At 37.1% G+C, this 13,150-nt stretch carries 14 protein-coding genes; 9 read left to right on the top strand and 5 right to left on the bottom strand.

Translation table 11 applies throughout. The annotated features are described in order from the left end of the window. Positions 1-34: 34 nt before the first annotated feature. The 7 genes from FCU45_RS00540 (at position 35) to FCU45_RS00510 (ending at position 8,100) form a co-directional block, all read left to right on the top strand. Complete coding sequence (locus tag FCU45_RS00540) at positions 35-526, top strand: PAS domain-containing protein (protein WP_137011221.1); 492 nt, start codon at positions 35-37, stop codon at positions 524-526. Further along, on the top strand, positions 492-1,802 hold the full coding sequence (locus FCU45_RS11760; protein WP_281276857.1) for a methyl-accepting chemotaxis protein: 1,311 nt from the start codon (positions 492-494) through the stop codon (positions 1,800-1,802). The genes FCU45_RS00540 and FCU45_RS11760 overlap by 35 nt, the downstream gene beginning before the upstream one ends. A 189-nt stretch (positions 1,803-1,991) precedes the next feature. Beyond that, positions 1,992-2,477 carry a PAS domain-containing protein gene (locus FCU45_RS00530; protein ID WP_137011219.1) on the top strand — a complete coding sequence of 162 codons (486 nt, stop codon included), beginning with the start codon at positions 1,992-1,994 and terminating at the stop codon, positions 2,475-2,477. Beyond that, positions 2,446-3,873 (top strand): methyl-accepting chemotaxis protein, encoded by a 1,428-nt coding sequence (locus FCU45_RS11755; protein WP_137011217.1) that lies wholly within the window; start codon positions 2,446-2,448, stop codon positions 3,871-3,873. The genes FCU45_RS00530 and FCU45_RS11755 overlap by 32 nt, the downstream gene beginning before the upstream one ends. Before the next feature lie 155 nt (positions 3,874-4,028). Then, positions 4,029-5,528, top strand: coding sequence for a B12-binding domain-containing radical SAM protein (locus FCU45_RS00520; protein WP_137011215.1), 1,500 nt, complete (start codon positions 4,029-4,031; stop codon positions 5,526-5,528). A 29-nt stretch (positions 5,529-5,557) separates the two neighbouring features. Continuing rightward, on the top strand, positions 5,558-6,178 hold the full coding sequence (locus FCU45_RS00515; RefSeq protein WP_137011213.1) for a transglutaminase-like cysteine peptidase: 621 nt from the start codon (positions 5,558-5,560) through the stop codon (positions 6,176-6,178). Beyond that, positions 6,175-8,100, top strand: coding sequence for a LapD/MoxY N-terminal periplasmic domain-containing protein (locus FCU45_RS00510; RefSeq protein ID WP_137011211.1), 1,926 nt, complete (start codon positions 6,175-6,177; stop codon positions 8,098-8,100). Before FCU45_RS00515 ends, FCU45_RS00510 begins: the two co-directional genes overlap by 4 nt. On the opposite strand, the gene FCU45_RS00505 is transcribed toward FCU45_RS00510, so the two are convergent. Next, a complete protein-coding gene (locus tag FCU45_RS00505; RefSeq protein ID WP_137011209.1) occupies positions 8,097-8,576 on the bottom strand; it encodes a hypothetical protein in 480 nt (159 codons plus the stop codon). The genes FCU45_RS00510 and FCU45_RS00505 overlap by 4 nt on opposite strands. A 129-nt stretch (positions 8,577-8,705) precedes the next feature. On the opposite strand from FCU45_RS00505, the gene FCU45_RS00500 reads away from it, so the two are divergent. Further along, on the top strand, positions 8,706-9,107 hold the full coding sequence (locus FCU45_RS00500; RefSeq protein WP_137011207.1) for a hypothetical protein: 402 nt from the start codon (positions 8,706-8,708) through the stop codon (positions 9,105-9,107). Positions 9,108-9,220: 113 nt separating this feature from the next. On the opposite strand, the gene FCU45_RS00495 is transcribed toward FCU45_RS00500, so the two are convergent. Both FCU45_RS00495 and FCU45_RS00490 read right to left on the bottom strand, forming a co-directional pair. After that, positions 9,221-9,574: a HepT-like ribonuclease domain-containing protein gene (locus FCU45_RS00495; protein ID WP_137011205.1), complete on the bottom strand. Its 354-nt coding sequence runs from the start codon at positions 9,572-9,574 to the stop codon at positions 9,221-9,223. Beyond that, positions 9,567-9,875: a nucleotidyltransferase family protein gene (locus FCU45_RS00490; protein WP_137011203.1), complete on the bottom strand. Its 309-nt coding sequence runs from the start codon at positions 9,873-9,875 to the stop codon at positions 9,567-9,569. Before FCU45_RS00490 ends, FCU45_RS00495 begins: the two co-directional genes overlap by 8 nt. Positions 9,876-10,501: 626 nt before the next feature. On the opposite strand from FCU45_RS00490, the gene FCU45_RS11535 reads away from it, so the two are divergent. Continuing rightward, positions 10,502-10,675 carry a hypothetical protein gene (locus tag FCU45_RS11535; protein WP_170175804.1) on the top strand — a complete coding sequence of 58 codons (174 nt, stop codon included), beginning with the start codon at positions 10,502-10,504 and terminating at the stop codon, positions 10,673-10,675. Positions 10,676-10,705: 30 nt separating this feature from the next. On the opposite strand, the gene FCU45_RS00485 is transcribed toward FCU45_RS11535, so the two are convergent. Then, on the bottom strand, positions 10,706-10,981 hold the full coding sequence (locus FCU45_RS00485) for a type II toxin-antitoxin system RelE/ParE family toxin (RefSeq protein WP_137011201.1): 276 nt from the start codon (positions 10,979-10,981) through the stop codon (positions 10,706-10,708). 356 nt (positions 10,982-11,337) lie between these two features. Continuing rightward, positions 11,338-13,092 carry a DUF3987 domain-containing protein gene (locus FCU45_RS00480; protein WP_137011199.1) on the bottom strand — a complete coding sequence of 585 codons (1,755 nt, stop codon included), beginning with the start codon at positions 13,090-13,092 and terminating at the stop codon, positions 11,338-11,340. Between the last annotated feature and the right edge of the window lie 58 nt (positions 13,093-13,150).

Here is a 13,150-nt window from a genome sequence, read left to right as displayed (position 1 = left end):
TAATTTTAGAAGCTGCAAAAAAAAGGAGATTGGGATGTTAAAAACTTTACGCGATGAAGACTTTATAGTCTCTAAAACCGATCTAAAAGGACGCATAACATACTGCAACCAGATATTTATGGAGATGGCTGAGTTTGAGGAGTATGAGCTTATCGGCAAAGCTCATAATATAATCAGGCATCCTGATATGCCAAAAGCGGTTTTCAGATACCTATGGGAGACCATCCCAAAAAAACAGGAGGTCTTTGCCTACGTTGTAAATAAGACCAAAAACGACAACGACTACTGGGTATATGCAAACATAACGGCTTCTGTTGATGCAAACGGGAATATTACAGACTACTACTCTATCAGAAGAAAACCAAACCAAAAAGCACTGGACGTTATCACTCCCCTCTATGCAAAAATGCTTGACGCAGAAAAAAGCGTTGGCGTCGATGCCTCATTTAAAATTTTAACGGACATCTTACAAGAAAAAGGGATCGGATACAATGAGCTTATTATCTCTCTTCAAAACCAGCAGTAACAAAACTACGCATCATCGTATGCAGGAGCTTATGATAAATGTGCTAAAAGATGCTGCTGAAGGCAAACTTAGCGGAAGAATCACCAACATACCAAACGACGGCTCTAAAGAGGCTGCCTTTGCATGGACTATAAACAATGTCCTTGATCAGTTTGAAGCATTTATGAGAGATGTAGAGACATCAATAGAGAGCGCCTCTGTGGGAGAGACATATAGAATTACCAATCCGACCGGTCTGCATGGAATATTCCGCTCCACATCCGAGAAGTTAAATATGGCGATCTCATGCATAGCCAACGACTACGAGACAAAGATCAAAGGCAATCTATCATCAAAACTGAGCGAACTGGGCGGCGGCATAGGTGCGGGTCTTGAAGTTATACAAAAAGATATAAATAACTCGCAAAACGATTCAACGGAGATTGCAGAGCTCTCCAGAAAAACAGCTCTCTCATCTGAAAAAAGTCTGCAAAGCGTTATAGAGATAGGCAAAAAATTAACCACTCTTGTAGACTCCATCTCCTCATCGCACAGTGCCATCATAAGTCTTGAACAAAGAAGTCAGGAGATCTCGCATGTAGCGGCTCTGATAAAAGATATAACAGATCAGACGAACCTTCTGTCACTCAATGCCGCGATCGAAGCGGCTCGTGCAGGTGAGCACGGAAGAGGCTTTGCCGTTGTTGCCGATGAGGTAAGAAAACTGGCAGAGAGAACCCAAAAAGCAACTCAGGAGATAGAGATAAATATTTCTACTCTTCAACAAGAAGCAAATGAGATGCGTTCAAACTCTGATAAAATATCTGAAATCGCACAAAGTTCAAGCGAAGTCATCAATGAATTTGAAGAGACGTTTAACGACCTAAACTCCTACGCAAACCAATCATCTGATGCCTCCGTAAAGATTCAAAACAGAATGCTTACAACACTTTTAAAAGTTGATCACGTTCTATTTAAGTCAACAGCCTACAGTGCGGTTTTAGATCAAGATGCACAAAAAACCTTTGTCGACCACGACAACTGCAGAATGGGCATATGGTACAAAGGAGCAGGAAGAGAAGAGTTTGGAGATATAAAAGCATTTAAAGAGATCGAGCCTCTGCATGCAGAGCTTCATAATGCCGTTTTTAAAAATCTGATTTTCATAAAAGAGAACAGTGTACTGAAAAAAGATAATCCTGAATTTATAATCAAAAACTTTATAGATATGGAAAATGCCTCAGACAAGCTTTTTTCAAAACTCGATGAGATGGTTGAAGAGTCTATTAAAAAATAGCATAATATATTTATTAACATACCTACAACCTCTCTAACCCTCTTCTATTCCCTATTTATTATCACTTTTTTTTATAATTTAGTATAAAAATTATCTTAAAAATTTTAAACTTATGCTACAATTCTGACAATATTTCAAGGATTATTGAAAGACAAAGTGGATCGCACTAATTAATTAAAAGGTATTTTTATGCTAAAAGAGATGGCAGATAATGACTTTATTGTATCTAAAACAGACCTGAAGGGTAAAATAACCTACTGCAATAAAATATTTATGAAGATGGCTGAGTACAAGGAAGAAGAACTGCTTGGAGAGCCGCACAATATCATAAGACATCCAGATATGCCAAAAGCTGTTTTCAAATATCTATGGGACACTATTCCTACAAAACAAGAGGTGTTTGCATTTGTCGTAAACAGAACAAAAAATGATAATCACTACTGGGTATTTACCAACGTGACCGCTTCTGTTGATAATAACGGCAAGATCATCGGCTACTACTCTGTTAGAAGAAAGCCAAATCCTGAAGCCCTAAAAGTAATCATCCCTCTTTACAAAGAGATGCTAAGGGTTGAAAAAAGCGAAGGCGTTGAGGCTTCATTTAAAGTTCTAACGGACATATTACAAGAAAAAGGAGTAGGTTATGACGAACTTATCATCTCTCTTCAAAAATAGACAAAGCACCCTACTCTTTTTAACAGTTATATCTGTTGGAGTCTATGCACTAATTATTCAAAACTTTATCCTTTTAGGCTTGATTCTTCTGGCTTTAGCAGCTTCTGCTTTTATAAGAGTGGACAACGACTGCGAGCTAAAATCTCCGACTTACCAGTCGATGATAAAGGTTTTAAAAGAGGTTGCAAATGGAGACCTTGAGGGACGTGTTACTCATATACCCGACAACGACTCTATAGAATCACAGTTTGCATGGAGCCTGAACGATGCTCTTGATCAGCTTGAAGCATTTATGAGAGATGTACACGCATCAGTAGATTACGCTTCACGCGGTAAAAATTACAGGCTTACATACGCATCTGGACTTCACGGAAGTTTCTACAGCACGTCAAAAGAGCTAAACGGTATTATGGGCTATATTGCAGAGGGCTACACTTCAAAGATAAAAGGCGAACTCTCGCAAAAGCTAAACAATCTAAGCGGCGGAGCGAGCAACGCTTTTGAAACCATCCATAGCGATATCGTTCTTGCACAGCAAGACTCGACCGCAATTGCGGACGTATCAAAAACAACGGCGGCTCTCTCATCAAAGAGCCTGCAAGATGTTCAAGAGATAAGTGATAGCTTCAACACTCTTGTAAACCTTATCTCATCTTCTCATGACGCAATCGTAAACCTTGAACACAGATCAAACGAGATCTCGGTCGTAGTAGGGCTTATCAAAGATATAGCCGATCAGACAAACCTTCTTGCACTTAATGCCGCAATTGAAGCAGCTCGTGCAGGTGAGCACGGAAGAGGCTTTGCCGTTGTTGCCGATGAGGTAAGAAAACTGGCGGAGAGAACTCAAAAAGCTACAAATGAGATCGAGATAACGATATCTACGCTCCAGCAAGACTCCAACGACATACGCGCAAATTCTGACAACATCTCGGATATTGCGCAAAAATCCAACAGCGTTGTAAACGAGTTTGAGCAGACATTCTCTCAACTAAACACGTCAGCTGAGCAATCAGCCGATACATCTAGAAAAATCGAGAGCAGACTTATGGCGACTTCAATGAAAGTAGAACTTGCTCTATTTAAAACAGATGCCTACTCATCAATATTTGACTCAAAAGAGTCTTACGTATACAAAGACCATACGAGCTGTAACATAGGTCAATGGTATACCAATGAAGGAGCAGAGTATTTTGGACATACTAACGCTTACAGAGTTATCGGGCAGGTTCATAAAAATATTCATAGCTCAATTGCGGGCAATCTCTCTTTTATCAAGAATAACACGACCTTTAAGAGTGAAAATGTCGATACGATAGTTCAGAATTTTAAAGAGATGGAAGAGGCTGCAGATGAGATGTTTAAACAACTTGACAATATTGTGAAAGAATTTTAAATTATTTACTCGCTATTAACTTATAATTAATATAATTATGCATCTCAATTATGTTCAACCCCTTTCATTTTTGAGACAATACAACCTATAAATTATTTTATTATCCATTCCTTCCTCCCCCCTTTAGGGGTGGATAATTATGCTACACTTCTTTCATGAAAAAAATCATACTGACAACTCTAAACTCAAGATTTACACATACTTCTATTGCACTTAGATATCTATATGCAAACCTAAAAGAGCTCCAAGATGATGCTATGATACTTGAGTTCAGCATCAATGATGCAGTACAAAGCATTGCAGAGAAGCTTCTTGTACATCAACCTGAGATCATAGGCATTGGCGTCTATATATGGAACGTCTCTTATGTAGGTGAACTTATTCACATCATCAAAAAAGTATCTCCGCAAACAAAGATAATCTTGGGAGGACCTGAGGTCTCGCATGAGCCATTTAGAGTAAATCTTGACAGTGCAGACTTTATCATTCAGGGTGAGGGCGATATAGCATTTTATGAACTCTGCATTAAAATCATTAACAACTCTGCCAATGAAAGAGTTGTTAAAATGAGCATGCCCTCTCTTAAAAACATAGAGCTACCGTACAAGTTTTACACAGATGATGATATAAAAAACAGGTATATCTATGTAGAGGCGTCGCGTGGATGCCCATTTGAGTGCGAGTTCTGCCTCTCTTCCATGGATGAGAAGGTAAGAGCATTCGACCTTGATAAACTCCTGGAGGAGTTTGAGCTTCTTTGGCAAAGAGGGGCAAGAGCGTTTAAATTTATAGATAGAACCTTTAATCTAAACATTAAGACCGCCAACAGACTGCTGGACTTTTTTTTAGCAAAAGAGCCTCCATATTTTGCCCATTTTGAAGTTGTCCCTGACCATTTTCCAGATTCGCTAAAGGCTAAGATCGCCCTATTTCCTGAAGGTGCTCTGCAACTTGAGATAGGTATACAGACTCTCAACACACAGATCGCCGCAAACATCTCAAGACCTTTAAAAATTGAGAAGATAAAAGAGAATATAGGCTTTTTGCAAGAGAGAAGCCATGCACATATGCACCTTGATCTGATTGTAGGGCTTCCTGGCGAGACACTTGAGAGCTTTGGAGACAATCTGGATGAGTTGGTAAGGTTGAGCGATAGTGAGATACAGATAGGGATTCTTAAAAAACTCTCAGGCACATATATAAATCGTCACGACATAGAGTGTAAGATGGTATATAGTGATATACCGCCCTACGACGTTCTTCAGACTTCAACTCTGTCATTTATGGATATACAGATAATGAAGAGATTTGCAAGATTTTGGGACCTTACCTACAACAGCGGCAACTTTAAACAGAGCGTTGGAATGATCTGGGAAGATGAGAGCGTGTTTGAAAACTTTTACGACTTTAGCATCTGGATATACTCTCAGACCGATTCCACATGGCAGATCTCTTTGCAGAGACTCGGCGAACTTATGTTTAAATATCTTTGTGAAATAAAAAAAATAGATGAAGAGTTCGTTGCAAAAAATATGCTTGAGGATATGATGAAAATCAAAGGCAGAGCGGTTCCGAGTTACCTAAAGAGATATGCCAAAACTATAACTATACAAAATAGAGAAGGAACGTCCGGTTTCAACAAAAGACAGCAGTAATATCAGAGATTTTTAGATATAATCATCACATGTTTAAACTAAAAGTGCTCTTGATCCTATCGCTGCTGTTTGCATACACAACCCTTGCGGATGCACCGTATGTGGAAGACTCTCTTCTGGAAAAAATAAACAATAAATATAAAATATATGCAAAAAAGAGATTTATTCTGCTTCAAGATACTCTAGATAGTGTAAGGGATAAAACGGACATTGAAAAACTTGAGGCAATAAATGATTTTTACAATGAGGTCAGATACTCCAGCGATATGAAAGTATATGGCAAAAGCGACTATTGGGCGACACCTTGGGAGTTTTTGGGTAAGGATAGAGGGGATTGCGAAGATTATGTTATCAGCAAATATTTTGCTCTGAAATATCTCGGAGTAGACTATAAAAAACTCTTCTTTACATATGTCCGTTCTACAAAATTTAAAGAGCCTCATATGGTTTTAACCTACTTTGAAACACCAAAAAGCGAGCCGCTTGTTTTAGACAACTATAACCGCAAAATATTTCCCGCATCACAAAGAAAAGATCTGACCCCTATCTATAACTTTAACGGTGATATACTCGATGAAATAGGCGACAATGAAAAATCCCACAAAAAATGGGATGAACTAAAACTCAACATGCAAAGGAAAAAAATATGACGCTTTTTAAACAGATGGCTTTACTGCTATCGCTATTTTTACTTATTATTTTGACAACTGTACTTATACTAAACTTTCAAAGTGCGAATAGAGGCGTTCAAGACAGACTCTATGAAGATGCCAAAAATACAGCAACTTCGCTTAGTCTTCCGCTAGGAGGCGCCAATGGAGATCTCTCTATCATGTCTACCATGATAAATGCGACCTTTGATAGCGGAAACTACCGTAAAATATTGCTTGTTGATATTGAAAACAATATACTTTACGAAAGAGTGTTGGAGAGTGATATCATAGTTGTTCCTGAGTGGTTTAGAGAGTTAGTAAGTCTAAAAGCACCTGTTGCATCGGCGAATGTTTCTGCGGGTTGGAGTCAAGTAGGCATACTGAGCGTACAAAGCGACTCGACATATGCATATAAACAACTGTACACAATTTTAATAGACCTGCTCATATCGTTCATAGTCATTGCTTTACTATCTCTTACAGCCCTGAACCTACTCTTGCATGCTATTCTCAGACCTCTTAAAGAGGTGCAAAAACAGGCAGCGGCGATCACCAAAAACGAGTTCATTATCCAAGAGAACATACCTTACACCAAAGAACTTGCTGATGTCGTTCTCGGAATGAACAACATGGTCTCAAAAGTAAAAGCAATGTTCGACAAAGGAAATGAGGAATTAAAAGCACACAAAGAGCTTGAATACACGGATGAGAACACTCAGCTGAAAAATCGCAAATACCTTATCGACAGACTTCCGGCATACCTTAAAGTCGACTCCCCCTATGAGAAAGGCGTAAACATGATCGTAGCCTTTGGAGGGATAATCGAAGCCAACGAGAAGATAGGTCATCAGCAGGTAGACAAACTGCTCATAGCGGTTGCAGAGATATTTAGAAAAAGTACAAAAGATATAAATGATTCCATAGTCGCAAGAATTAATGGTACTGAATTTTCTATCTTTCTTCCTGGTTACACAGGAAGTGATGCAATTGAGCTTGCAAGAAGCATACAAAAAAGCTGCTTTAACGCAATAGACTCTGCAGGGCTTGACCAGCATGAGACTTTTATCTCTATAGGAATATATGAGTATAATCATAAAGACAGTATCTCTGAGCTCTTTTCACGCTCAGACAACGCACTGGCACAGGCAAAGTTCAATCGTGAACATATACATCTGGAGAAAGCCGACACTGCTGTTGAAGTCATGGGCAAAGAGGCTTGGAAGCTTATTATTAAAAACGCCATAGAGAAGAACAGATTTAACTTTGTCTCATGGAGTGTTATAGATACAAAAAACAGAAAATTAGTCCATAATGTTCTAAGCATACATCTTGTTTTAGATAAAAACAGCTCTTATGGATATGCGCAATTTATGGCTCCAGCAATCCAATCCGGTCTTAGCTGTGATATCTACAAAAAAATTGTAACAATGCTCTTTAATGACTCTCATACTCTTCTTAGCACTTCGACATACTCACTAAGACTTCCGCAAGAGTATCTAGAAAAAGAGGATACCTACCTCAATATAAGCGACCTTCTTCGTGCAAATGCGGCTATGCTTCCGTTCAAGCTTATTATAGAGCTTCCAGACAGACTTGTACGTCAAGACTCTAAAAACATCAGAGAGTATATAGAGCTCTTTAGAAGATACAGCATAGATATAGGTATATTTGAGTTCATCGGAGAGAGCGAAGATTATCAATATCTTCAAGATCTAAGACCTTCATATATAAAAGCGGAGAGCAGCTACTTCTTGACGCAAAGCGATCAGTCTATCTCATCACTAAGGTTAATTACCGACAGTGTAGGAATCTCGCTTATTGCAGTCGGAGTAAGCGATATCGACACGCTTGATATGATAAAAGAGAAAGGTGTCTATATAGTACAAGGAGAGGTAACAGAGACTCTAGAGCTGGCTTAAAACCCTCTAGAGTTGAGACCTTTTGCTATCGCCTCGTTTATCTCTTTTTTATACTCTGGATTGAGCCTCTCAAGCTCTCTGTCAAAAGTTATAATCATATCCTTATTGGCGTTTGGATGTCTGCATATCGTAAAGAGGATGTCTATATATGTGTCAAAATCAGGATGAGGTCTAAGACCGAGCTTTTTATGCACCCTTCCATGATGCTTTATAACAAGCTCAAGCGCTTCTGAGAGAGTCTCTGCATTTGATCTTCTGTTTTTGATGACATCGACCAGATGAAACAGATCGGTATTGACAGAAGAGGCTTCCTCTTCTTTCCTCTCCTCTTTACTCTCTTTTTTTACTTCCGGTGCACTCTGTTGCTTTTGCTCACCTTTTGCATCTTTGTTTGGCTCTAAAAAAAGTAAAAAGATTAAAATAGCCAAAACTATAATGAGTCCGATAATCGCTTTTATAATAAACTCTGTTTCCACTGCCACCGCTCTTTTTTAGTTATTATACCCAACAAAAAATAAAACCTATTAAAACAACACCCTATTAAGCAAAATAGAATTCGTACAAAGTTATAATCGTCAAAATAGAGAAAAAAGGAAAGTAACGTTATGGAAATAATAGTATTGATAATAATTTCAATAGGGCTTTTTAGCGCAGGTATGTTCCTTGTTTTTCAGGACAAATATAAGTATATAAAAGAGATAAAAAAAGAGACCGCGAAAATTGAGACCGGTGAATATAAAAACTCCCAAGAGTATCAGGAGAATCAAAAGAAGATAGAAGAGGCTGGCATTATTGAAGTGTCAGTAAATAACCTCTTTGGCATAAGAGAAGAGTCAATGAAAAGACTAAATGCTCCAAATACACTTTTTCTTCATGAAAAAATTCACGACACTGAAACAGACTACCTTTTAAAATTTGCTATGGCTCACGGCTGCGACAATAGTGAAAATATAGATACAATAAACGAGAAGATCAGTTCATTAATGGGCTACTCTTTGGATGATTAAGTAAAAGTTTGAAGTTGTGGTGGACAGCACCACTTCTATATAGCTCTGAAATGCCTTGTTTTAGGTACTATACAAAACAGTACTTAAAAAAAGGTAACATATAGGTAACGCTGCTACTCGTTTATAATGGTTTTGCACTGCTTTTTAAACTTAGGTAGACCTTCTCTTATGATCCACTCGATTATCGCTAGGTTAACACCTTCATAATCATGTGCTATGTAAGTTCTGACATCATACATACCCTTGACATCGTTATTATCAAAAGCACTTAAAATATCATCCGCATGTTCTCTTTTAAGCTTGTTAAACTGTTCTGCTATCGCTGTGAGATGCATCAAGATTGCCGGTCTGCTGGTCACTTGGTCTTCTAACGCTCCGGTAATGCTTCCGCTGTTTTTAACTATCTCTTCAATATACTCTATTTTTTCAAGTATCAAATATACTTTGCTAATAGACTCTTTAGACATATATAGCTCTGTCTATAATAAATTTTTTGCCAGTTTTGCCCATGCCTGTACTATCTGCAAGATCAACAGGAAGCCCTATAGCCTTGCTTATCTCCGCTTGTATCTCTTTGATACGTTTTATCGCACCAAAACCGTACTTACTGGCAAATTCAGGAGTAGCTTCAACAAGGATATCTACGTCGCTCTTCTCATCAGCTTCATCACGAGAGTATGAACCAAAAAGTGCTTTTATCAAAAAGCCCTCTTGAGCATAAACTTCTTTAACATTGATTAAATAATTGATTATTGATTCTTTGTTCATGCCAAAATTATACCATCTTCTTTCTACCATTACACAAGTTTGTGTTTCCTGCTTCACTCCCTTAACCATCCTCTTATCCGCCCCTGTACTAATTCCCTTTCCCGCAAAATCATCTTCCAACACGCTAAACGGTGGGGTTAGGGGCTGTTTTTTTAAAATATGCGACCTTTGTAATATTTACAATTTTACAAGCGGGATACAAAGGAAAAAAAAGGAGAGGCAATATAGATTTCCCCGTTTAAGTTTTCTGATCATACTCTCCTCTTCTCTCCCACACCCTCAAAAAGTGTATAAATGTACCAATCTCAGCCATAAGACTTTACAAAGTCCTAATTTTAGGGCTTTTTATCAAATTCAGATTGATACATCATTGATACATGATGATACAAAGTGTATAAACGTATTGATACAAAAAAGTTGAGATTAATACAAAATGTATAAGTTGTATAAATCTTGTATAAACGAAAAAGGGGTAAAAAGAGTCTATAAAGCCCTATATATAGGAATATATTTATTTATTTTTTTATAATTGGTACATTTATACACTTTTTTACAATGCCCTTTTTTATCCCCCTCTAGTATCTTTAAGAAAAGTCGTTATAATTTCTAAAATATGAGGAAAAAAGATGAACACACTATCTGCCAAATTTAAAACGGTATTGTTTTATTTATCAAGTGTGATAATCGGATTGATTATTGCCGTTAGTTATGATATTTATGATGGAGGCATTACTTTTGCGGGAGAATATCAAATATACTATTGGACTGACATTATTCAGTATGTAAAAGATCTTTTCTAAATAAGCCGGTGCATATTTTGCACCGACCTTTTATAGAGATCTAAAGAGTTGAGCATGCGTGCCTATTCTTATGAGTTCTAGCGTATCTTCACTAATTCTATAGATCAATCTTAGATCCAATCCAAGAGAGATCTCATAAAATCCACTCCACTCATTGCGTAGTTTTTTACATCTTGCTGCAGGGTCAAGTCTATAACCGTTCCTGAGAGCTTGTAAATATATATTTAACCTTACATTTTGAAGTGTTTCTAGCTGTAATTTTCGTATATCTTTGATATACTTCTTTGTTTCTAAAATAGTAAACATAAAACGTCCTTTTCTTATGTTGCTATAGACTTTTACAGTCTTTGTGTTGTCGGATGGCACTCCGACACCTCAAGCTTACTGACAAATCATTTAAATTTATGAACCTCCTCTTTTATATTCAGATGTTTTTAGGTGTTACTCCTCACCATGTTTTATCTATGCAGTACCTAAAGCCCATAAGAATACCTTACTCTACTTAGCTAAACTCCACTATCCCATCCTTTACCCATTTAATAAACCAATCCCTTACTAACGGAAGTCCGAAAAGCTGGGATATGGCACTTTTATATTCTCTCTACAAGCCATTTTTATAACTCAGATGTACACTTACACTTATAAAATGATTTCTAGGGCAATTATGGTTTACTTAAATATTCCGTTCTATCCACTTTGTTTGATATAAGCATTCCAGTTTCAATTAGATAATCAATTATTTGCTTATCTATCCCTCTGATATTATTTGCTTCTGACCTAGTTATTTTTCTGTGCTCCGATCTGTCTATCTTTTTATAAATCTTGACTGCATTATCATCTATTTTGAAGTTAAGCTTATTTGAACTCTCAAATAGTTGCAGTAGCTTATGACTCTCATTTCTAAATAGCTCCATAATCTCTAATGCTTCATCAAAATACTCTTTGCCTATGATCAGCATATTATCACTTGCTACCACATCTATTAAATTTTGAGCATTATTAAATATGTAGCTAATTAACATAAATTTCAATACATACGTACTTAATCTATATGATGCCGTAGCTTCTTCGTCTGTCTCCGTGTCATAAACCGTTTCAGAATACTCATCAAACCACTCCTTATGCTTTAGCCTTGCCTCATCTGAGAGCTTGAAGGTAATCGTCTCCTCACAGTTCTTAAACATTTCAACAATAAACTCTCCTACTTTGGAGTATTTTTTAGTATCTATAAAATTTTCATTTATCTTTAATGGCTTAAAGTCATGTCTTGAATTAACACTAAACAAATATCTAGCCATAAAACCGCTTGCTACGTCATTCTTTTGTGCCACTTCGAGCAACCACGGCTTAGTGATCAATCCAACTTCACTCAATATTGGGCTGTATAAAATTATTGTTCCACCGTTAACAAGCTCTTTGTGATATGTCTCTCCATCAAAGATAGAAGTTTTCAATGCTTTGTATGCTTGATTTGCATTTGTAAGCTCTAGTTCTGCTTTCATTTCATCAAAATAGACTACTCCGCCATTTGGGTTATGTTGAAGACTTTTTATCTTCGCCTCCGGTGTTCCTCCTGCATGAAATATGATTTGCTTCAACGTTGGAGGCTCAGGCTCATCTGTTTGTAATTTTTCTTCTTTTGGCAGAGCCAAATACTCTTTATAACGTGTTTTATGGTTTACTCTGCTCTCTTCATACTCCCTATAAAACTCTTTTTGCATATCTCCAAAAATACAATCCTTTGCCTTTCTGTACAGTGTTGATTTAGCTGCTAATGAAGATGGGGCTACTATCATCGACCATATAACTGGAAAAACTGTTAAATTTATGCCATTGGTTATTTTTGCTCTTGCACCTATTAATCCAGCCATTGAGGGAAGCATCACAGCCCACACCATAGAGTCAGGGTAGTCATTAATGCTTTTTAGATCTTGCAATAAACTTCTCATAAACGGTGTTATATGTTTATATTCATGTTTTGTAACTTGCTGTGCTTCTTCCGTCACATACATATTTTTAGCAGCTGTACATGTAGAGATAAGCTTTTGTATATCTATCTCGCCATTTCTAAAAAGCGTTGTAGCTTCTAATGCCGCTCTTTTTCTGTGTAGCTCCTGCAGCTCTTTTATGTATCCTAAAATATTATGATACGGGTTTTTAGACAGTATATTTAACAAAATTTCAGGGTTGAACTTATTCTGTTTTTCTAGCTCTTTTTTGATAAACTCTTCATCTATAGGCTTACCTTTTGCATCAAGTTCGGCTATTGCTTTATATATGTCTTTACTGGTTGCCATGAAAAACATATCAGGCTCTAACATATCTTTATGCTTGCTATAGTTCTTAGGCTCAAATATAATACTATTTAGTACGGCATATTCTGCCTGTTCGTCATATATGTTATAATTCTCTCGCATTATTACATTACAAGAGCAATTATGGCTTGCTCTTGTTTCCTTTCATAAATTATTTTAA

The sequence above is a fragment of the Sulfurimonas crateris genome (genome assembly GCF_005217605.1).
In the GTDB taxonomy this organism is placed as follows: Bacteria; Campylobacterota; Campylobacteria; order Campylobacterales; family Sulfurimonadaceae; genus Sulfurimonas; species Sulfurimonas crateris.
The sequence above is the reverse complement of the archived record's forward strand: the minus strand, read 5'-3'. Positions and strand labels throughout refer to the sequence as shown.

Coding starts and splice junctions, on each gene's coding strand:
- FCU45_RS00520 (WP_137011215.1), top strand. CDS start 4,029: ATGAAAAAAATCATACTGACAACTCTAAACTCAAGATTTACACATACT.
- FCU45_RS00490 (WP_137011203.1), bottom strand. CDS start 9,875: ATGAACAAAGAATCAATAATCAATTATTTAATCAATGTTAAAGAAGTT.
- FCU45_RS11755 (WP_137011217.1), top strand. CDS start 2,446: ATGACGAACTTATCATCTCTCTTCAAAAATAGACAAAGCACCCTACTC.
- FCU45_RS00515 (WP_137011213.1), top strand. CDS start 5,558: ATGTTTAAACTAAAAGTGCTCTTGATCCTATCGCTGCTGTTTGCATAC.
- FCU45_RS11760 (WP_281276857.1), top strand. CDS start 492: ATGAGCTTATTATCTCTCTTCAAAACCAGCAGTAACAAAACTACGCAT.
- FCU45_RS00540 (WP_137011221.1), top strand. CDS start 35: ATGTTAAAAACTTTACGCGATGAAGACTTTATAGTCTCTAAAACCGAT.
- FCU45_RS00510 (WP_137011211.1), top strand. CDS start 6,175: ATGACGCTTTTTAAACAGATGGCTTTACTGCTATCGCTATTTTTACTT.
- FCU45_RS00480 (WP_137011199.1), bottom strand. CDS start 13,092: ATGCGAGAGAATTATAACATATATGACGAACAGGCAGAATATGCCGTA.
- FCU45_RS00500 (WP_137011207.1), top strand. CDS start 8,706: ATGGAAATAATAGTATTGATAATAATTTCAATAGGGCTTTTTAGCGCA.
- FCU45_RS00530 (WP_137011219.1), top strand. CDS start 1,992: ATGCTAAAAGAGATGGCAGATAATGACTTTATTGTATCTAAAACAGAC.
- FCU45_RS11535 (WP_170175804.1), top strand. CDS start 10,502: ATGAACACACTATCTGCCAAATTTAAAACGGTATTGTTTTATTTATCA.
- FCU45_RS00485 (WP_137011201.1), bottom strand. CDS start 10,981: ATGTTTACTATTTTAGAAACAAAGAAGTATATCAAAGATATACGAAAA.
- FCU45_RS00495 (WP_137011205.1), bottom strand. CDS start 9,574: ATGTCTAAAGAGTCTATTAGCAAAGTATATTTGATACTTGAAAAAATA.